The organism is Streptococcus symci (assembly GCF_006385165.1).
Lineage (GTDB): Bacteria > Bacillota > Bacilli > Lactobacillales > Streptococcaceae > Streptococcus > Streptococcus symci.
In genome coordinates, this window is record NZ_VFJA01000001.1 from 729,390 (window position 1) to 748,658 (window position 19,269).

At 39.3% G+C, this 19,269-nt stretch carries 19 protein-coding genes; 13 read left to right on the plus strand and 6 right to left on the minus strand.

Features of this window, described 5'->3' with window-relative positions:
• Positions 1 to 7: 7 nt before the first annotated feature.
• The 5 genes from sufD (at position 8) to FJN11_RS03520 (ending at position 5,919) form a co-directional block, all read left to right on the plus strand.
• Positions 8 to 1,270 (plus strand): Fe-S cluster assembly protein SufD, encoded by a 1,263-nt coding sequence (gene sufD, locus FJN11_RS03500; RefSeq protein WP_140224073.1) that lies wholly within the window; start codon positions 8 to 10, stop codon positions 1,268 to 1,270.
• Positions 1,271 to 1,280: 10 nt separating this feature from the next.
• Entirely contained in the window at positions 1,281 to 2,507 is a 1,227-nt protein-coding gene (locus FJN11_RS03505; protein WP_140224074.1) for a cysteine desulfurase, read from the plus strand.
• A complete protein-coding gene (gene sufU, locus FJN11_RS03510; RefSeq protein WP_140224075.1) occupies positions 2,494 to 2,934 on the plus strand; it encodes a Fe-S cluster assembly sulfur transfer protein SufU in 441 nt (146 codons plus the stop codon). The genes FJN11_RS03505 and sufU overlap by 14 nt, the downstream gene beginning before the upstream one ends.
• Positions 2,935 to 2,991: 57 nt before the next feature.
• The gene (sufB, locus tag FJN11_RS03515) at positions 2,992 to 4,404 is read left to right on the plus strand and encodes a Fe-S cluster assembly protein SufB (RefSeq protein ID WP_000797054.1); all 1,413 of its coding nucleotides are present in this window, start codon (positions 2,992 to 2,994) and stop codon (positions 4,402 to 4,404) included.
• 123 nt (positions 4,405 to 4,527) lie between these two features.
• Complete coding sequence (locus tag FJN11_RS03520) at positions 4,528 to 5,919, plus strand: APC family permease (RefSeq protein ID WP_049487108.1); 1,392 nt, start codon at positions 4,528 to 4,530, stop codon at positions 5,917 to 5,919.
• A gap of 30 nt (positions 5,920 to 5,949) precedes the next feature.
• Here the strand turns inward: FJN11_RS03520 and FJN11_RS03525 are convergent, their stop codons facing one another.
• A complete protein-coding gene (locus FJN11_RS03525; RefSeq protein WP_049551580.1) occupies positions 5,950 to 6,798 on the minus strand; it encodes a YitT family protein in 849 nt (282 codons plus the stop codon).
• Between the two features lie 140 nt (positions 6,799 to 6,938).
• Here FJN11_RS03525 and FJN11_RS03530 point away from each other — a divergent pair, with 140 nt between their 5' ends.
• The 5 genes from FJN11_RS03530 (at position 6,939) to FJN11_RS03560 (ending at position 12,329) form a co-directional block, all read left to right on the plus strand.
• Entirely contained in the window at positions 6,939 to 7,778 is an 840-nt protein-coding gene (locus FJN11_RS03530; protein WP_140224076.1) for a DegV family protein, read from the plus strand.
• A gap of 107 nt (positions 7,779 to 7,885) precedes the next feature.
• On the plus strand, positions 7,886 to 8,161 hold the full coding sequence (locus tag FJN11_RS03535) for an HU family DNA-binding protein (protein ID WP_001284640.1): 276 nt from the start codon (positions 7,886 to 7,888) through the stop codon (positions 8,159 to 8,161).
• Between the two features lie 2,038 nt (positions 8,162 to 10,199).
• Positions 10,200 to 10,841: an amino acid ABC transporter permease gene (locus FJN11_RS03550; RefSeq protein ID WP_140224077.1), complete on the plus strand. Its 642-nt coding sequence runs from the start codon at positions 10,200 to 10,202 to the stop codon at positions 10,839 to 10,841.
• Positions 10,842 to 10,850: 9 nt separating this feature from the next.
• The gene (locus tag FJN11_RS03555; protein ID WP_140224078.1) at positions 10,851 to 11,480 is read left to right on the plus strand and encodes an amino acid ABC transporter ATP-binding protein; all 630 of its coding nucleotides are present in this window, start codon (positions 10,851 to 10,853) and stop codon (positions 11,478 to 11,480) included.
• 9 nt (positions 11,481 to 11,489) lie between these two features.
• Positions 11,490 to 12,329 (plus strand): amino acid ABC transporter substrate-binding protein, encoded by an 840-nt coding sequence (locus tag FJN11_RS03560; protein ID WP_140224079.1) that lies wholly within the window; start codon positions 11,490 to 11,492, stop codon positions 12,327 to 12,329.
• A gap of 61 nt (positions 12,330 to 12,390) precedes the next feature.
• Here the strand turns inward: FJN11_RS03560 and lysS are convergent, their stop codons facing one another.
• The 5 genes from lysS to FJN11_RS03585 all read right to left on the minus strand — a co-directional run bounded on the left by lysS (position 12,391) and on the right by FJN11_RS03585 (position 16,855).
• A complete protein-coding gene (gene lysS, locus FJN11_RS03565; protein WP_084930166.1) occupies positions 12,391 to 13,881 on the minus strand; it encodes a lysine--tRNA ligase in 1,491 nt (496 codons plus the stop codon).
• 137 nt (positions 13,882 to 14,018) lie between these two features.
• Positions 14,019 to 14,636 carry a histidine phosphatase family protein gene (locus tag FJN11_RS03570; protein WP_140224080.1) on the minus strand — a complete coding sequence of 206 codons (618 nt, stop codon included), beginning with the start codon at positions 14,634 to 14,636 and terminating at the stop codon, positions 14,019 to 14,021.
• Positions 14,633 to 15,118: an aminoacyl-tRNA deacylase gene (locus tag FJN11_RS03575; RefSeq protein ID WP_078228420.1), complete on the minus strand. Its 486-nt coding sequence runs from the start codon at positions 15,116 to 15,118 to the stop codon at positions 14,633 to 14,635. The genes FJN11_RS03570 and FJN11_RS03575 overlap by 4 nt, the downstream gene beginning before the upstream one ends.
• Entirely contained in the window at positions 15,118 to 15,960 is an 843-nt protein-coding gene (locus FJN11_RS03580; protein ID WP_078238385.1) for a DUF368 domain-containing protein, read from the minus strand. The genes FJN11_RS03575 and FJN11_RS03580 overlap by 1 nt, the downstream gene beginning before the upstream one ends.
• 94 nt (positions 15,961 to 16,054) lie before the next feature.
• Entirely contained in the window at positions 16,055 to 16,855 is an 801-nt protein-coding gene (locus tag FJN11_RS03585) for a glycoside hydrolase family 25 protein (RefSeq protein WP_045607094.1), read from the minus strand.
• Between the two features lie 156 nt (positions 16,856 to 17,011).
• Between FJN11_RS03585 and glmU the strand changes: the two genes are divergently transcribed.
• The 3 genes from glmU to macP are packed head-to-tail and all read left to right on the plus strand — an operon-like array spanning position 17,012 to position 19,269.
• Positions 17,012 to 18,391 carry a bifunctional UDP-N-acetylglucosamine diphosphorylase/glucosamine-1-phosphate N-acetyltransferase GlmU gene (gene glmU, locus FJN11_RS03590; protein ID WP_140224081.1) on the plus strand — a complete coding sequence of 460 codons (1,380 nt, stop codon included), beginning with the start codon at positions 17,012 to 17,014 and terminating at the stop codon, positions 18,389 to 18,391.
• Positions 18,392 to 18,400: 9 nt separating this feature from the next.
• Positions 18,401 to 18,946: an NUDIX hydrolase gene (locus FJN11_RS03595; RefSeq protein WP_033687118.1), complete on the plus strand. Its 546-nt coding sequence runs from the start codon at positions 18,401 to 18,403 to the stop codon at positions 18,944 to 18,946.
• 11 nt (positions 18,947 to 18,957) lie between these two features.
• Complete coding sequence (gene macP / locus FJN11_RS03600) at positions 18,958 to 19,269, plus strand: cell wall synthase accessory phosphoprotein MacP (protein ID WP_000517861.1); 312 nt, start codon at positions 18,958 to 18,960, stop codon at positions 19,267 to 19,269.

A 19,269-nucleotide genomic window follows, 5' to 3' on the forward strand; every position in this document is an offset into this window, starting at 1 on the left:
GAAGTAAATGACTAAAGAAAATATTAAACTTTTTTCAGAAATGCACGCTGAACCAAGCTGGTTGGCTGACCTCCGTCAAAAAGCTTTTGACAAGATTGAGACTTTGGAATTACCAGTTATTGAGCGTGTCAAATTCCACCGTTGGAATCTGGGTGATGGAACGATTACAGAAAGTGAGCCATCAGCAAATGTTCCAGATTTCACAGCTCTAGATAATCACATGAAGTTGGTGCAAGTAGGAACTCAAACTGTTTTTGAGCAAATTCCAGTTGAGTTAGCTGAACAGGGTGTCGTCTTTACAGACTTCCACTCAGCTTTAGAAGAAATTCCAGAGCTTATTGAGGAATTCTTCATGTCATCTGTTAAGTATGACGATGACAAGTTGGCAGCTTACCATACAGCTTATTTCAACAGTGGTGCTGTTCTCTACATTCCTGATAATGTTGAAATTAAAGAACCAATAGAAGGAATTTTCTATCAAGACAGCGATAGTGATGTGCCGTTTAACAAGCATATTATGATTATCGCTGGTAAAAATTCTAAGATTAGTTATCTGGAGCGTTTAGAGTCACGCGGTGAAGGAAGTGCCAAAGCAACTGCCAATATCACAGTAGAAGTCATTGCGCGTTCTGGTGCTCAAGTCAAGTTTGCTGCGATCGACCGTCTAGGTGAAAACGTCACTGCCTACATTAGCCGTCGTGGTAAATTAGGTAACGATGCAAGCATTGACTGGGCGATTGGTGTCATGAACGAAGGAAATGTCGTTGCTGACTTTGATAGTGATTTGATTGGAAATGGTAGCCATGCTGACCTGAAAGTTGTAGCTCTTTCAAGTGGCCGTCAGGTACAAGGAATTGATACTCGAGTGACTAACTATGGTTGCAACTCAATCGGAAATATCCTCCAACATGGGGTTATTCTTGAAAAAGCAACCTTAACCTTCAATGGTATTGGCCACATTATCAAGGGTGCCAAGGGAGCAGATGCGCAACAAGAAAGCCGTGTTCTTATGCTGTCAGATCAAGCGCGTTCAGATGCCAATCCAATTCTTTTGATTGACGAAAATGATGTTACTGCAGGTCACGCAGCTTCTATCGGTCAGGTAGATCCAGAAGACATGTACTACCTCATGAGCCGTGGTTTAGATAAGGCGACTGCAGAGCGTTTGGTTGTCCGTGGTTTCCTTGGCTCCGTTATCGTTGAGATTCCAGTCAAAGAAGTTCGTGATGAAATGATTGCAACTATCGAAGAAAAATTGTCAAAACGCTAAGGGGAAGCCTATGTTAGATGTAGAAGTGATTCGTAAGGATTTTCCAATTTTAGACCAGATTGTCAACGATGAACCATTGGTCTATTTGGACAATGCTGCGACGACACAAAAACCACTAGCAGTTCTTGAAACAATCAACCGCTACTATGAGCAGGACAATGCCAATGTTCACCGTGGTGTCCATACTTTAGCAGAACGGGCAACAGCTTCCTATGAAGCTGCTCGTGAAACCGTTCGTAAGTTTATCAATGCAGGTTCTACAAAGGAAGTTCTCTTTACCAGAGGAACGACAACCAGTCTTAACTGGGTGGCGCGCTTTGCAGAGAAAGTCTTGACTGAGGGAGACCAGGTCTTGATTTCTGTCATGGAACACCATTCCAATATCATTCCTTGGCAAGAAACTTGTCGCAAGACAGGAGCTGAACTTGTCTATGTCTATCTCAAGGATGGAACTCTGGATATGGATGATTTGCGAGCTAAATTGACTGATAGAGTCAAGTTTGTCTCCCTTGCTCACGCCTCAAATGTTCTGGGTGTGGTCAATCCAATCAAAGAAATCACTCAATTAGCTCATCAAGTTGGAGCCATTATGGTGGTGGATGGTGCTCAATCTACGCCTCATATGAAGATTGATGTTCAGGACTTGGATGTGGACTTCTTTGCCTTTTCAGGTCACAAGATGGCTGGTCCGACTGGAATCGGTGTTCTTTACGGCAAAGAAAAGTATCTAGAACAAATGTCACCAGTTGAATTCGGTGGTGAGATGATTGATTTCGTCTATGAGCAATCTGCTAGTTGGAAGGAATTGCCTTGGAAATTCGAGGCTGGAACACCTAATATGGCAGGCGCTATCGGACTAGCTGCTGCAGTGGATTATCTGGAAAAGATTGGTATGGATGCCATTGAAGCCCATGAAAAGGAACTGATTGAATACGTCTATCCAAAACTGCAGGCGATTGAAGGATTGACCATTTATGGTTCGCAGGACTTGTCTCAACGTTCAGGTGTCATCGCCTTTAACCTAGGTGATCTTCATCCGCACGACCTTGCGACTGCTTTGGATTATGAAGGAGTGGCTGTTCGAGCAGGTCACCATTGTGCGCAACCCTTGCTTCAGTATTTGGATGTCCCAGCAACAGCTCGTGCAAGTTTTTATATCTACAATACCAAGGCAGATTGCGACAAGCTAGTCGATGCCTTACAAAAGACAAAGGAGTTTTTCAATGGCACTTTCTAAACTGGATAGCCTTTATATGGCAGTGGTAGCGGACCATTCGAAAAATCCACATCACCAAGGGAAGTTAGAAGACGCTGAACAAATCAGTCTCAACAATCCGACCTGTGGGGATGTTATCAACCTCTCTGTCAAGTTTGACTCAGAGGAGCGTTTGGAAGATATTGCTTTTCTAAACTCAGGTTGTACCATCTCAACTGCCTCTGCTAGTATGATGACAGATGCCGTTTTAGGCAAAACCAAACAAGAAATTTTAGAACTTGCGACTATTTTTTCTGAAATGGTTCAAGGACAAAAAGATGAACGCCAAGACCAACTAGGCGATGCAGCTTTCTTGTCAGGTGTTGCCAAATTCCCTCAACGAATTAAGTGTGCAACCCTAGCTTGGAACGCCCTAAAGAAAACAATTGAAAATCAAGAAAATCAGTAAGACAAGTTTCTTTTGTCTTATGAATTAGTAGAAATGAAGAATGAAAGAAAGGATATTATGGCTGAAGAAAGAGTAGAACCAAAACCAATTGACCTTGGTGAATATAAATTTGGTTTCCATGATGATGTAGAGCCTGTCCTATCGACAGGAAAAGGATTGAATGAAGATGTCATTCGTGAACTATCAGCTGCAAAGGGAGAACCTGAGTGGATGCTAGAATTCCGTTTGAAGTCTTATGAAACCTTCAAAAAAATGCCCATGCAAACTTGGGGGGCAGACTTGTCAGAGATTGATTTTGATGATTTGATTTACTATCAAAAACCATCTGATAAGCCAGCTCGTTCATGGGATGAAGTTCCTGAAAAAATCAAAGAAACCTTTGAACGTATCGGGATCCCTGAAGCTGAGCGTGCCTATCTAGCAGGTGCCTCTGCCCAGTATGAGTCAGAAGTGGTTTACCACAATATGAAGGAAGAGTTCCAGAAATTGGGGATTATCTTTACAGATACGGATTCTGCCCTCAAGGAATACCCAGATTTGTTTAAACAATACTTTGCCAAGTTGGTACCGCCGACTGATAACAAGTTGGCAGCCCTCAACTCAGCAGTATGGTCTGGTGGAACCTTTATCTACGTACCAAAAGGGGTCAAGGTAGATATTCCACTTCAAACTTACTTCCGTATAAACAACGAGAATACAGGTCAGTTTGAACGTACTTTGATTATCGTTGATGAGGGAGCAAGTGTCCATTACGTAGAAGGATGTACAGCGCCAACTTATTCAAGTAACAGCTTGCATGCTGCCATCGTAGAAATCTTTGCCTTGGACGGAGCTTATATGCGTTATACGACCATCCAAAACTGGTCTGATAATGTCTATAATTTGGTAACAAAGCGTGCTAAGGCTCAAAAGGATGCCACTGTTGAGTGGATTGATGGGAACTTGGGTGCCAAAACAACCATGAAATACCCATCTGTTTATCTTGATGGAGAAGGAGCGCGTGGTACCATGCTCTCTATCGCCTTTGCTAATGCTGGGCAACATCAGGATACTGGAGCTAAGATGATTCACAACGCTCCACATACAAGCTCGTCTATTGTGTCTAAATCCATCGCTAAAGGTGGAGGAAAGGTTGACTATCGTGGACAAGTAACCTTTAATAAAAACTCTAAAAAATCTGTCTCTCACATCGAGTGTGATACCATTATTATGGATGACTTGTCAGCATCAGATACCATTCCGTTTAACGAAATTCACAACTCACAAGTCGCTTTGGAACACGAAGCTAAGGTATCTAAGATTTCTGAAGAACAACTCTATTACCTCATGAGCCGTGGATTGTCAGAATCTGAGGCAACTGAGATGATTGTAATGGGATTTGTAGAACCCTTTACAAAAGAACTTCCAATGGAATATGCAGTTGAGCTGAACCGTTTGATTAGCTATGAAATGGAAGGATCAGTTGGCTAAGAATATGTAGAATCTGAGCAGGATTTATTCTGTTCGGATTTTTTTGAAAAACTATCTTATAAATATTCACAAAATCTCTTTTATATGATAAAATAAAACAATCATATTTAATGGAGATGAAGTATGAATATTTTTAGAACAAAAGATGTTAGCTTGGGACGTACTGAAATGCACCGTCATTTAAAAGTATGGGATTTGATTTTATTAGGAATCGGTGCCATGGTAGGAACTGGGATTTTTACCATTACAGGAACCGCAGCAGCAACGCTTGCTGGTCCGTCACTGGTTGTATCTATAGTGATTTCTGCCCTGTGTGTTTCTTTATCCGCCCTCTTTTTCGCAGAGTTTGCCTCTCGTGTTCCTGCAACTGGTGGTGCTTATAGTTATTTGTATGCAATTTTGGGTGAATTACCAGCTTGGATTGCTGGTTGGTTGACCATCATGGAGTTCATGACAGCAGTTTCTGGTGTGGCCTCTGGCTGGGCAGCTTATTTTAAAGGCTTGCTCAGTAACTATAGTATTTCAATGCCTCAAGCCTTGAATGGGACCTTTAACCCTGAGCAGGGTACCTATATAGACCTTTTACCTATTTTGGTACTGACACTGGTAACCGGTTTAGTTTTATTAAATTCCAAGGCAGCATTGCGTTTTAATTCGCTTCTAGTCATCTTGAAATTCTCTGCTCTCGCTTTGTTTATTCTAGTTGGTATCTGGTATATTAAACCAGAAAATTGGTCCAACTTTGCTCCCTTTGGTTTTGGTCAAATTTATGGTGGAAGTACTGGAATAATGGCAGGAGCATCTTTGATGTTCTTTGGTTTCCTAGGATTTGAATCTATTTCGATGGCTGTTGATGAAATTCAAAATCCACAAAAGAATGTCCCACGAGGTATTGTTTTGTCTTTGACAATCGTAACGATTCTCTATGCTCTGGTTACATTAGTATTGACAGGGATTGTTCACTACAGCCAACTCAATGTGGATGATGCTGTAGCATTTTCATTGCGAAGTATAGGAATTGGTTGGGCAGCTAATTATGTGTCATTAGTGGCCATTTTGACCCTAATAACAGTATGTATTTCTATGACTTATGCCTTATCGCGTATGATTTACAGTTTAGCACGTGATGGTCTTTTACCTCGAAGTTTTAAGCAATTAAGCAAAACAAGTCGTGTTCCTAAAAATGCGACCATCTTAACTGGAGTTGCTTCTGCAATTGCAGCAGGAGTGTTTCCACTGGCTAGTATTGCAGCCTTTCTAAATATTTGTACGCTTGCTTATCTTATCCTATTGGCTTATGGAATTATAAAACTTAGAAAGGATAAGGGAATGCCTAAAGAAGGAGAATTCAAAACTCCCCTAGTTCCCTTGTTGCCGATTCTCTCGATTCTAATCTGTCTTTCCTTTATGCTTCAATATAGTGTAGAAACATGGATTGCGTTTGGAATTGCTCTTGTAGTTGGACTTGTGATTTACTTTACTTATGGCTATCGTCATTCTACACTTTCTGAATAAAGAAAAAGCTGGAACTTCCCAGCTTTTTGCTTACTCTTTTATATATGTGAAGCCTTCTCCTAGGATTTCATGGGCTTCTGTAATAGTTATAAAGGCTTGAGGATCAATTCGATGAATCATTTCCTTCATTTTCACAATTTCATTTCTTCCGACAATACAGTAAATGATTTTTAAATCTTCTTGACTATAATAACCTTGACCTGAGATGAAAGTAACACCTCTTCCTAGGTCATCATTAATCGCTTTAGCAAGTTGATCAGGACGTTTTGTGATAATCATAAATCCTTTGCCGGCATAGCCTCCTTCACCAATCAAATCAATGACACGAGAAACGATAAAATCAAACAAGAGCGTGTAGGTAACCAATCTCAGATCCTTGAAGATTAGGAGAATAAGCATGAGAATACAAAAATCTAAGATAAAGAGCAGTTTCCCCATGGATATATGAGTGTATTTATTGAGAATGCGAGCTAGAATATCAGTACCACCAGTTGTACCTCCAGCATTAAAGATAATTCCAAGACCAATTCCCAATAGAATCCCAGCTATAAGGGCAGTGATTAGTAAATCACCTTGAAGATCAATATGAAGGGGAATACGTTCAAAAAAGGCTAACCAGGCGGACAAGGCTAAGGTTCCTAGTAAACTAGAATAGAGGGACTTTGCTCCAAAGATTTTCCAAGCTAGTATGAAAAGGGGAATATTAATCAGCAGGTTCATGAGAGAAACAGGGATTTTAAAAAGATAAAAGGTGATAAGGGTAATACCTGTCGCCCCTCCTTCAAAAAGATGATGAGGAACTACAAAATAAGTTAGACCAAAAGCATAAATAGCAGCACCTAGTAAAATGGTTAAAATGGGATAAATTTTTTTAATCATAGGGACCTCTTTTCTTATAAGTAGATTATATCAAATTTTTAAGGAAAATTTGATTGACTCCATTAGGATTTTTAATCTTTTTTTGATATAATTAAAAGTAAGAAAACCAATCTGAATCCTAAAATAGAAAGATTGATACTATGACAAAAATTAAGATTGTAACCGATTCATCTGTTACTATTGAACCTGAACTAGTAAAACAATTAGATATCACTGTTGTTCCGTTATCTGTAATGATTGATAATGTTGTTTATTCGGATGCTGATTTGAAAGAAGAAGGTAAATTTCTTCAGTTGATGCAAGCAAGTAAGAATCTTCCAAAAACAAGCCAGCCCCCTGTAGGTGTCTTTGCTGAAGTTTTTGAAGACCTATGCAAAGATGGTAGCCAGATTCTTGCTATTCATATGTCTCATGCTCTTTCTGGTACTGTAGAAGCGGCACGTCAAGGTGCCAGCCTATCTACTGCCGACGTGACAGTTATTGATAGCTCCTTCACTGATCAAGCCTTGAAATTCCAAGTTGTTGAAGCTGCGAAGTTAGCACAAGAAGGCAAAGACATGGAGGAAATTTTATCTCATGTAGAAGAGGTTAAAAACCACACAGAACTCTATATTGGCGTTTCAACTTTGGAAAATTTAGTAAAAGGTGGACGAATTGGCCGTGTAACTGGATTGTTGAGTTCCCTTCTCAATATCCGTGTTGTCATGCAGATGAAGGATCATGAATTGCAGCCAATCGTTAAAGGTCGTGGAGCTAAAACTTTTAAAAAATGGTTGGATGAGCTGACAAGTTCGCTAACTGAACGTTCTGTAGCAGAGATTGGGATTTCATATTCTGGTAGTGCTGATTGGGCAAAAGAGATGAAAGAAAGCTTACAAGCTTATGTTGAAAAGCCAATTTCAGTTTTGGAAACGGGCTCTATTATTCAAACTCACACGGGTGAGAATGCTTGGGCTATTTTAGTACGTTACCACTCCTAAAAAAATAAATAAAATGGGAAGAAATAGTGTTTTTAACTTGACCTAAAAGGGATTTTAGGATATGATTATATTTGTTAATTAGAAATTAAATTGGAGGAATCATTAACATGGCAAACAAACAAGATTTGATCGCTAAAGTAGCAGAAGCTACAGAATTGACTAAGAAAGACTCAGCAGCAGCAGTTGAAGCTGTATTCGCAGCAGTAACTGAGTACCTTGCAGCTGGTGAAAAAGTTCAATTGATCGGTTTTGGTAACTTTGAAGTTCGTGAGCGTGCTGCACGTAAAGGTCGCAACCCACAAACTGGTAAAGAAATCAAGATTGCAGCTTCTAAAGTTCCAGCGTTCAAAGCTGGTAAAGCTCTTAAAGACGCTGTTAAATAATTTGAGTTTAAAAAGCCTATCATATCAAGCTTTCTAGCTTGGTCAGTAGGCTTTTTTTATGTACAGGGGGCAAAAAAGGGGCAAAACTATAAAATATCTAGCAAATTGAGGATATTATCATCCATCTTCTTTGTAACGTGTGTAGATTTTGTTTATTGTCCTAGAATCAGAATGTCCTAATCTTGCCATAATTACTTTTAGAGTTACGCTATTCTGCTTACGAGAGTATGCCTAAAGATGTGGTAGGTGAGGTGCCTATCAATGGATTCTTCAAGTTGTGTATTTGTTTTCAGATTTAAATCTTCAATAGTTTTTACGATTTTTGGCAGTTTCGCTCGTCATGCAGAATTATATTCGATATACTCAAGGTTCACTGTGTAATCAAGAGACAGGTTTAAGATTAATTTAGATCACTCTGATTTTGAATTTGAAAGATCAAGTTTGATTAGAAAGCGTTGAATGTATTTTATATCGATATAAATCTCAAATGCCTATTTAAAATCATTCATGCTACTAGTAAGAGAGCTGATATAGCTCCCTTAGATTTTTTTGGTAAAAAGTCCATCACTCTTCTAAAAAAGTGAAATTTACTTTAATATATAGCTTAGATACTGCAACAAATGGTCATTATGCTACTATTGTATATGGATGTAATGCTGAAAAGTTGAAGAAATTTAAATGTCGACTGAATAAGACAGATATAGGATAAGAAGAGAGAGCCAGATATGCTTTTATCTTTATATTATCGTGATTCCTTAATTTTAATGGATACAGTAGAAAACGAAATTGTAGAAGTAAAAAATTGAAAAGCAGTTGGAATTTATTGTTAATCTCTGAGATGATGTAACTATTAATGATGTACTGAAATAAACAGATTTGGCAAAAATTATGTCTATCTTTACAGAATTTTTGCTCACTTAGTAGGTGATGTAGAGCCAAAGAGGAAGTGATGGCACTTGAGCAAATTTTCAAACGTTTTTATAGTTTTATCAGGCAAGTTACAGAGGGGCTTCTGGTGTGAGTGTTCGTGATTTTATGGAAGGGACTAATGGAGTCTTGGCAACAATTGAAAAAGTGATAAAGAAGAAGTAATCGATTTAGCTGATTTTGAACTTTAACTTGTCAATGTAGCTATAAGAGAGTATAGTAATGTTAAAAATATGGGGACTATATGGGATAAGCAATTTGTTATACCAGTGAGAGTTGATGAGAGAATTTTAAATAAACTCGATTTTGTATCAACAAAGCCACAATAAGGACGATCAGAAACGATTGGTAAAGGAATAGAGAGGCTCTATAGTGAGCTGGGGAGAAAGATGACTAGAAAAGGATTGATTTAGGCACATATTTGGTTAGGTGTGGCTATTTCTGCCTTAGCACTCTATACCTACACGATTGTTTATATTTTTAATTATGATATAGAAGAAAATGGAAGAAATCTTTGTAACTTTTATTATGTTGGTCATTTATGCACCATTCTTTCCGTTATTTTTGATATCAGTTGGAGTATTATCTTTATTGGTTTGCGTAGAATTAGCTTATCGTAATTTGCAACGATATAAAGAAATTAAAAAGTCCTTTCTTTTTGATAGTACTTTTACAAATAAAAGTCTTAGTAATATAATAGAACTATAGAATGGGAGGTGGAAGAAATGTTTCGAAAAGAAAAAGCACGCAAGAGATTTTACTTTTGGTTTATTATTTTTATCCTTTATCTTTCTTTTGGATTGTATTGTATTTGTACAAATTTTGGAGATACCTTGGGTATGATTTTACTATCACCTTTTATCTTTGCTTCCCTGCCACTCTATGCTTATTTAGTCCTTGGTTTGTTTATCTGGGGGTTCATGAGTCTTGCTATGGATGATGTTATGGATCTTTAGTTAAAGGATAGCTAAGATCGAGAAAGGACACATTTCGTCCTTTCTTTTTTGATAGATATAGTTTTTCTTTTTAAAAGAGTATTTTTTTACAAAAATTCTTGGATATTTTGTTTATTTATGCTACAATGGGAACAATTATTTTTAGGAGGTGCAGTATGTCTTATTTGTTTGAGATATTACCGAGTTTATTGAGCGGTGCAAGCATGACTTTGCAGGTTTTTGCACTGGTCTTGATTTTTTCTATTCCCTTGGGCGTTTTGATTGCCTTTGCCTTGCAAGTCCATTGGAAGCCAATCCATCATCTGATTAACATTTATATCTGGATCATTCGAGGCACACCCTTGCTCTTGCAATTGATCTTTATCTATTATGTGCTCCCAAGCATTGGGATCCGTTTGGATCGTCTTCCTGCGGCCATTATTGCCTTTGTTTTGAATTATGCGGCTTACTTTGCTGAAATCTTCCGTGGAGGGATTGATACCATTCCTAAAGGCCAATATGAGGCTGCTAAGGTTTTGAAGTTTGGTTCTTTTGACACAGTCCGCTATATTATCTTGCCCCAAGTGACCAAGATTGTTCTTCCTAGCGTATTTAACGAAGTCATGAGTTTGGTCAAGGATACTTCCTTGGTCTATGCTCTAGGAATTTCAGATCTTATCTTGGCTAGTCGAACAGCTGCCAACCGTGATGCCAGTCTTGTTCCTATGTTCTTGGCAGGAGCCATTTACTTGATTTTGATTGGTATTGTAACCATTCTTGCCAAAAAAGTTGAGAAGAAATACAGTTACTATAGATAGGAGGCTGCCATGTTAGAATTACGAAATATCAATAAAGGATTTGGTGAAAAGCAAATTTTGTCTAATTTCAGTCTAAAAATTCCTGAAAAGCAAATCCTGGCTATCGTAGGACCTTCTGGTGGAGGTAAGACAACCCTCTTACGTATGCTTGCAGGTCTGGAAACCATTGATTCAGGGCAAATCTTTTATAATGGAGAACCTTTAGAACTGGATGAATTGGAGAAACGAAATCTACTGGGATTTGTATTCCAAGATTTTCAACTGTTTCCTCATTTATCAGTTCTAGACAATTTGACCTTATCTCCTGTGAAAACCATGGGAATGAAGCAGGATGAGGCTGATAAGAAGGCGCGAGGGCTTTTGGAACAGTTAGGACTAGCTGGCCATGCAGACGCCTATCCTTTCTCACTATCTGGTGGGCAAAAGCAACGTGTGGCCTTGGCGCGTGCTATGATGATTGACCCAGAAATCATTGGCTACGATGAACCAACTTCTGCACTTGATCCAGAATTGCGCTTGGAAGTTGAAAAACTGATCTTGCAAAATAGAGAATTAGGGATGACGCAGATTGTCGTTACCCACGATTTACAGTTCGCTGAAAATATTGCAGATCAGATTCTCAAGGTTGAGCCCAAGTAGGAGGTGCCGATGACTAATAAGAAAATTGTCTTGGTGTTGGTTTCGTTCCTGACTCTCTTCTTAACAGCCTGTACTCAGAAGGCTAGTGATCCAAAGCAGGATAACTGGGATAAGTATCAAGAGCAGGGGAGTATAACCATTGGTTTTGATAATACCTTCGTACCTATGGGATTTGAAGAAAAGAATGGTCAATATACAGGATTTGATATTGACTTAGCAGAGGCTGTCTCTGAAAAATTAGGTTTTAAGGTTCAATTTCAGCCAATCGACTGGGATATGAAGGAGACAGAACTGCAAAATGGAACCATAGATGCCATTTGGAATGGCTATTCTGCGACTGATGAACGCCGAGAAAAAGTTGCCTTTAGTATTCCTTATATGGAAAATCAGCAAGTACTAGTTACGAAGAAAAGCAAGCAAATTCGTTCAGTAGAGGATATGAAGGATAAGACCTTGGGAGCTCAAGCAGGTTCCTCTGGTTATTTAGACTTTGAAGCTCAGCCAGACTTACTGAAAAATCGTGTTAAAGACCAGAAGGCCAATCAATACCAGAGTTTCAATGAAGCCTTAATTGATTTGAAAAATGATCGGATTGATGCTTTGTTGATTGACCGAGTGTATGCTAATTATTACCTCCAGTCTGAGGGGATATTAAATGATTACAATGTCTTTTCAGCTGGATTTGAAAGTGAAGCCTTTGCTGTCGGAGTTAGACCAGCTGATAAAAGATTATTAACAGCATTAAACCAGGCCTTTATCGAACTATACCAAGAAGGAAAGTTCCAGGAAATCAGCCAGAAATGGTTTGGAGAAGATGTAGCAACAAAAGAAGTGAAAAGTGGAGATTGAGTTTTTCCTCAGTCTCTTTTTGCATCAAAAAATCCTCTGGCAAGTACCAGAGGATAAGAGTTTATTTCATTGTTGGGAAGAGCAATACGTCACGGATAGTGGTTGTATCAGTTAGGAGCATGCAGAGACGGTCGATACCGATTCCCAAACCACCTGTTGGTGGCATACCATATTCAAGAGCTTCAATGTAATCGTAGTCGATACCTGTTGCCTCATCGTCACCAAGTTCTTTAGCTTTAGCTTGGGCTTCAAAACGGCTAAGTTGGTCGATTGGATCATTCAATTCAGTAAAGGCATTTCCGTACTCTTTGGTCATGATGAAGAGTTCGAAACGGTCAGTAAAGCGTTCGTCTTCAGGATTCTTCTTAGCTAGTGGAGATACAGCTACTGGATGTCCATAGACAAAGGTCGGTTGGATCAAGGTTTCTTCAACAAACTCTTCAAAGAAGGCATTGATAATGTGACCAACTTCAGTGTAGTGTTTCTCAACTGGAACTTTCTTCTCAGCAGCGATAGCTTTAGCTTCTTCCAAAGTCATGTCTTGCCAGAAATCTACCCCAGTAATTTCCTTGATAGCATCCACCATGTGAACACGCTTAAATGGTTCATTGATTTTGATTTCAGTACCTTGATAGTCGACTGGACCATCACCTTTGACTGATTTAGCAGCGTGTTGGATAATACCTTCGGTCAAGTCCATGATGTCTTGGAAGTCTGCATAAGCTTGGTAAACTTCGATAGAAGTAAATTCAGGGTTATGAGTAGCATCCATTCCTTCGTTACGGAAGATACGGCCAATTTCATAGACGCGTTCCATACCACCGACGATAAGGCGTTTCAAGTGAAGCTCAGTCGCGATACGAAGTACCATGTCAATGTTTTGGGCATTGTGGTGGGTGATAAATGGACGGGCAGCAGCACCACCAGCCTCGTTGTGAAGAACAGGTGTTTCCACTTCAAGGAAACCTTTTTGATCAAGGTAACGACGAATTTCAGAGATGATTTTTGAACGAGTGACAAAGCGTTCAAAGCTTTCGCGATTAGAAATTAAGTCTAGGTAACGTTTACGGTAAATTGTTTCAACATCTGTCAAACCGTGGAATTTTTCTGGCAGAGGACGAAGAGCCTTAGACAAGTGTGTGATGTGAGTAGCTTTGATAGAGAGTTCTCCCATATCTGTACGCATGACTTCACCTTCGACACCAAGGAAGTCACCAAGGTCTGCTTTTTTGAAGATTTCGTAGTTTTCTTCACCGACAGCATCCTTACGAACGTAGATCTGGATTTGACCTTCGCGGTCTTGAAGGTGGGCAAAACCTACTTTACCTTTACCACGTTTGGTTACCAAGCGTCCTGCGATAGTAGCTGTTTCGTTTTTATCATGTAATTGTTCTTTATCGAGGTCGGCAAATTTATCTTTTAATTCTTGTGAATTTGCAGTACGTTCAAAGCGTTTTCCGAAAGGATCGATTCCTTGTTCACGGAGCGCAGCCATTTTTTCACGGCGAACGATCTGCTGGTCATTTAGTTCTTCCATATGTTCTGTTGACATGGGATCCTCCTAGTTTTACTCAAAATTGAATACGATGAGTCATTTTTTGCGATACTCCCATTTTATCATAAATAAGCAAGAAATTCACGGATAATCTTTAAAAACTAAAAAGAACTTGACGCTAAAATCAAGTTCTGTTATTGATAGGAAGTATCATTCCAAGTATCGAGAGTAAATGTTTCAAAATCATGGGTTTCTAGAATTGTCAGGCTGGCATTTGCTAGACCGCCATCTTTACGAAGAAGTGGTTCTTTATAACCTAGAAGAGTACGAAGACTGGCAGTAAGATTGGCGCCGTGACCGACAATTAGAATACGCTCAGCTGAACTATCTTTTAATGATTTGATAAATTGGATGGTCCGTTGTGTTGTGCTATAGAGGGATTCGGCTCCAAACATTTGAGTGTCAAATTGAGCAAGATTAGATCGGAAAGCTTTGATTTGTTGCGGGTAAATAGCTTCCAAGGTTGCAATTTTCAAACCTTCTAACTTCCCCAGCTGCCATTCACGGAGATTAGGGACACTTTCTAAAGAACAGGGAGACTTGAGTTGACTTTGGATAATTTCAGCAGATTTGACCGCTCGAGGTAAATCACTTGAATAAATCTGATCGAAAGGAACATCCTTGAGATACTGGCCAAGTTGTTTTAGGGTTTCAATGGATTCAGGAAGAAGGGGAGAATCTCCACTAGCACCTTGAAAACGACCTTCTTGGTTCCAGAGGGTACGACCGTGGCGGACAAAGTAGAGTTTCATTCTTGGCTGCCCTCCAAGATATCTGCAAAGTCAGCCTTTACAAAGCTAGCTAAGTCTTGGGGAGCAACGATAATGCTGTGACCAACTTCCCCTGCAGAGACAATCATTTGATCCAAGTCTAGAGCGATCTTATCGATAAAAATGGGATAATTGTGTTTCTGACGAATTCCGACGGGATTATTGGCTCCATGAATATAACCTGTTGTTTTTTCCAAGTCCTTTTGGGGAATCATGCTCACTTTTTTATTGCCAGAAATTTTGGCTAGTTTCTTTTCAGACAAGTGTTGAGTGATGGGCACAATTCCGATAATCGGTCCTGTTTTATCTCCCAAAAGAGCCAAGGTTTTGAAAATTTGATCTCGTTCATAACCTTGAGGAAGCTCTCCTTCCAGGGCATTGATTTGAATCCCCTGATGTGGGATACCTGCTTTAGACAGGATTTGTTCTACCAATGTTTTTTTGATTTTAACTTTTTTTGCCATTATTTATATTTATCCTCCAATTGACTCATCCAAATACCAAGCCAGATTCCCAGTGCAAAGAAGAAGGCGATGATGACATATCCAACAAGTGAAAGACCTGTGTATTGGATACTTTCAGCGTTTCCTGCATTTGGAATTAAGATCAAAAGGGTACTTGATAGGACGATACCGATGATGAAATGATAGACGCGTGAGTGGTAGTTGTTTAAGGCATAATCCATCAATTTTGAAAAAATAATGAGAGTTGCACCTGCTCCGATTCCAATCGGGAAGAAGGTTCCCAAGAGGTCAAAGGTTTTAAAACCAGTCAACATAGGAGCATAGAGACCCAAAATCAAAAGTAGATTTGATGGACTGAGTCCAGGAACTAATACGCCAAGAGCCAGCAGTGCACCTGCTAGGACGAAATTAAGAAAGCTGGCGCTCAAGGTTCCAACGACAAAATTTAAAGCATAGAGTCCTAATCCAGAAATGATAAAGGTGGTCCAGAACCAAGCTAAATCAATCTTGTCTCGGTCAGATTCTCGAGTTGATTCCTTGAGGAGGCTAGGAACTGTACCAATGATGGCGCCCGCAAAGCTCCATAAGACAAAGACCTGATAATTTTCAAGCAGGTATTCAATCGGGTAAGAAAATAAGCCGATTCCCAGAAGCATACCGATGGCAACTGGAATAAAGTACAAAACATTTTCTTTAAAGTCTTTAAAGGGATGAGCCAGAAAACCAATCATTCGTTCATAAATTCCTAAGATTGCTGCTAGAACCCCTCCGGAAATTCCCGGTAGAATAAATCCAAGAGCAATGACAATCCCTTTAATAACACGTGCTAACCATGAGAGCATATTTTTCCTCCAACTATTTCTATTTCAAAAAATCCTTACTATATTGTATCACAATCAAACACAAAAAGAAAAAGCAAATGATAAACAAATGCTTTTAAGGTTTTAAAAAGAGTTTTCTAAAGGTTTCTTCTTTATTTTTTAGTGAAGAGATGACGTTTATATCCAAATCGTGGTCAAAGCCAGCAATTTTTCCTTTAGAAGTGTACTGGTGAATGTCATAATCTAAATCAGTCTTAGGAGTAGCTTCGTAAAATCCTGAGTCAGAACCATAGGAAGGAATCCAAACAGAGGTAAACTTGTCTGTATCAATACTGTGCTCTTCCATGAAGTAGACCCCAACGTAGATTCCGATATTTTTAGCACCCAGTGATTCAAGCTTTGCTCGGAAGGCTTCAACACCGTCGTTCATATTAGACATGGTTTTTTCTTCCACGTCTAGCCAATAGTAACTTGGACTGTATGGAGAAGAGGCGTTATAGAATACCTCAGCAGCTTTTTCCATCTCCTGGACATTTTTTCCGGCTACATAGGCATAGACACCAACTGGGACATTTCGTTTTTGAAACTCAGTGATATGGGTTTTAAAGGCCTTATCAACACCATTAACATAGGAAGCATCGTTCTCTTTGGACGTTTGAGCACCACTATGGACGCGAACAATAGCTCCAGAAATGTTTTGGGAGAGAGTATCGTAATTGATTTCCTCAGGACGTTGCCAACCAGAAACATCAATCACCGGTTTATCTATATTATGTAGCGCTTGCGTTTCTACTTGCGCGATATTTGACTTTGTTTTTACAGGATGGTCCTCAAAACGAGGGCGATTCAGGATTAAAATGAAAATCATAATCCCAAAAAAACCAAACAAAATAAGCGGATTAATTTTCTTTCTCATATCTCATAATTTTACCTTAAAAATGAAAAAAAAATCAAAAAAAATACTCAAAAAATGGGTTAAGGAAAGGACTTGGGAGCATTTTTTCATTCAAGGGCGCGGAATGATTTGAAATATGGTATAATAAAAGGGAATTTCTAGAGAAAAGAGAAGATTATGTCAAATTATGCCATTATTTTAGCAGCGGGTAAAGGGACTCGCATGAAATCTGATTTGCCAAAAGTGTTGCACAAGGTTGCGGGTATTTCTATGTTGGAACATGTTTTCCGTAGTGTGGGAGCTATCCAACCTGAAAAGACAGTAACAGTTGTAGGACACAAGGCGGAATTGGTTGAGCAGGTCTTGGCTGGACAGACAGAATTTGTGACTCAATCTGAACAGTTGGGTACTGGACATGCAGTTATGATGACAGAGCCTATCTTAGAAGGTTTGTCAGGTTACACCTTGGTTATAGCAGGAGATACTCCTTTAATCACTGGTGAAAGCTTGAAAAACTTGATTGATTTCCACATCAATCATAAGAATGTAGCGACTATCTTGACTGCTGAAACGGATAATCCTTTTGGCTATGGACGAATTGTTCGCAATGACAATGCTGAGGTTCTTCGCATTGTTGAGCAGAAGGATGCTACAGATTTTGAAAAGCAAATCAAGGAAATCAACACTGGAACTTATGTCTTTGATAACGAGCGTTTATTTGAGGCTTTGAAAAATATCAATACCAATAACGCTCAAGGTGAATACTATATTACAGATGTCATTGGCATTTTCCGTGAAGCTGGTGAAAAAGTCGGCGCTTATACTTTGAAAGATTTTGATGAAAGTCTTGGGGTAAATGACCGTGTAGCTCTTGCGACTGCTGAGTCAATCATGCGTCGTCGCATCAATCACCAACACATGGTCAATGGGGTTAGCTTTGTCAATCCAGAAGCAACTTATATCGATATTGATGTTGAGATTGCGCCTGAAGTTCAAATCGAAGCCAATGTTACCTTGAAAGGGCAAACGAAAATTGGTGCTGAGACTGTTTTGACAAATGGTACTTATGTAGTGGACAGCACTATCGGAGCAGGAGCTGTTATTACCAACTCTATGATTGAAGAGAGTAGTGTTGCTGACGGAGTGACAGTCGGACCGTATGCCCACATTCGTCCAGGTTCAAGTCTGGGTGCCCAAGTCCATATTGGTAACTTTGTTGAGGTGAAAGGTTCTTCTATCGGCGAGAATACTAAGGCTGGTCATTTGACTTATATCGGAAACTGTGAAGTGGGTAGCCAGGTTAATTTTGGTGCTGGAACCATTACAGTCAACTATGACGGCAAAAACAAATACAAGACAGTCATTGGAAACAATGTCTTTGTGGGTTCAAATTCAACCATTATTGCCCCAGTTGAGTTGGGTGACAATTCTCTTGTTGGAGCTGGTTCAACTATAACTAAAGACGTGCCAGCAGATGCGATTGCGATTGGTCGTGGACGTCAGGTCAATAAAGACGAATATGCAACACGCCTTCCTCATCATCCTAATAATCAGTAGGAGTCTGTCATGGAATTTGAAGAAAAAACGCTTAGCCGAAAAGAAATCTATCAAGGACCAATTTTTAAACTGGTCCAAGATCAGGTTGAATTACCAGAAGGTAAGGGAATTGCCCAACGTGATTTGATTTTCCACAATGGGGCTGTCTGTGTTTTAGCAGTAACGGATGAACAAAAACTCATCTTGGTCAAGCAGTACCGCAAAGCTATCGAGGCTGTCTCTTACGAAATTCCAGCCGGAAAGTTGGAAGTAGGAGAAAATACAGACCCTGTTGCAGCAGCTCTTCGTGAATTAGAGGAAGAAACAGCCTACACAGGGAAATTAGAACTTTTGTATGACTTTTATTCAGCCATTGGCTTTTGTAATGAAAAATTAAAACTATACCGAGCAAGCGATTTGACGAAAGTGGAAAATCCGCGTCCGCAGGATGAAGATGAGACCTTGGAAGTCCTTGAAGTGAGCTTAGAAGAAGCCAAGGAATTGATCCAATCAGGTCATATCTGTGATGCCAAGACAATTATGGCTGTTCAGTATTGGGAATTGCAGAAAAAATAGAGGAGGTCAGTATGGGTAAACCTTTATTAACGGATGAAATGATTGAAAGGGCTAATAGAGGCGAAAAAATTTCAGGTCCTCCTTTGCTAGATGATGAGGAGACAAAAATTTTACCAACCTCTTCTTCCCGTTTTGGTTATGCCAATCCTAAGGATCATGGTTTTAGCCAGGAAACCTTGAAGATTCAGGTCGAACCGTCTATTCATAAAAGCCGTCGCATTGAAAATACCAAGAGAAATGTCTTCAATTCTAAACTGAATAAAATCTTATTTGCAGTCATCTTTCTCTTAATTTTGCTTGTCTTAGCAATGAAACTTTTGTAA

Excerpts from the sequence above, each read along its gene's own strand:
- macP (WP_000517861.1), top strand. The coding sequence starts at position 18,958 with ATGGGTAAACCTTTATTAACGGATGAAATGATTGAAAGGGCTAATAGA.
- FJN11_RS03525 (WP_049551580.1), bottom strand. The coding sequence starts at position 6,798 with ATGATTAAAAAAATTTATCCCATTTTAACCATTTTACTAGGTGCTGCT.
- FJN11_RS03560 (WP_140224079.1), top strand. The coding sequence starts at position 11,490 with ATGACTAATAAGAAAATTGTCTTGGTGTTGGTTTCGTTCCTGACTCTC.
- glmU (WP_140224081.1), top strand. The coding sequence starts at position 17,012 with ATGTCAAATTATGCCATTATTTTAGCAGCGGGTAAAGGGACTCGCATG.
- FJN11_RS03555 (WP_140224078.1), top strand. The coding sequence starts at position 10,851 with ATGTTAGAATTACGAAATATCAATAAAGGATTTGGTGAAAAGCAAATT.
- FJN11_RS03550 (WP_140224077.1), top strand. The coding sequence starts at position 10,200 with ATGTCTTATTTGTTTGAGATATTACCGAGTTTATTGAGCGGTGCAAGC.
- FJN11_RS03505 (WP_140224074.1), top strand. The coding sequence starts at position 1,281 with ATGTTAGATGTAGAAGTGATTCGTAAGGATTTTCCAATTTTAGACCAG.
- FJN11_RS03580 (WP_078238385.1), bottom strand. The coding sequence starts at position 15,960 with ATGCTCTCATGGTTAGCACGTGTTATTAAAGGGATTGTCATTGCTCTT.
- FJN11_RS03595 (WP_033687118.1), top strand. The coding sequence starts at position 18,401 with ATGGAATTTGAAGAAAAAACGCTTAGCCGAAAAGAAATCTATCAAGGA.
- sufD (WP_140224073.1), top strand. The coding sequence starts at position 8 with ATGACTAAAGAAAATATTAAACTTTTTTCAGAAATGCACGCTGAACCA.
- sufU (WP_140224075.1), top strand. The coding sequence starts at position 2,494 with ATGGCACTTTCTAAACTGGATAGCCTTTATATGGCAGTGGTAGCGGAC.
- FJN11_RS03575 (WP_078228420.1), bottom strand. The coding sequence starts at position 15,118 with ATGGCAAAAAAAGTTAAAATCAAAAAAACATTGGTAGAACAAATCCTG.
- FJN11_RS03520 (WP_049487108.1), top strand. The coding sequence starts at position 4,528 with ATGAATATTTTTAGAACAAAAGATGTTAGCTTGGGACGTACTGAAATG.
- sufB (WP_000797054.1), top strand. The coding sequence starts at position 2,992 with ATGGCTGAAGAAAGAGTAGAACCAAAACCAATTGACCTTGGTGAATAT.
- FJN11_RS03585 (WP_045607094.1), bottom strand. The coding sequence starts at position 16,855 with ATGAGAAAGAAAATTAATCCGCTTATTTTGTTTGGTTTTTTTGGGATT.
- FJN11_RS03535 (WP_001284640.1), top strand. The coding sequence starts at position 7,886 with ATGGCAAACAAACAAGATTTGATCGCTAAAGTAGCAGAAGCTACAGAA.
- FJN11_RS03530 (WP_140224076.1), top strand. The coding sequence starts at position 6,939 with ATGACAAAAATTAAGATTGTAACCGATTCATCTGTTACTATTGAACCT.
- FJN11_RS03570 (WP_140224080.1), bottom strand. The coding sequence starts at position 14,636 with ATGAAACTCTACTTTGTCCGCCACGGTCGTACCCTCTGGAACCAAGAA.
- lysS (WP_084930166.1), bottom strand. The coding sequence starts at position 13,881 with ATGTCAACAGAACATATGGAAGAACTAAATGACCAGCAGATCGTTCGC.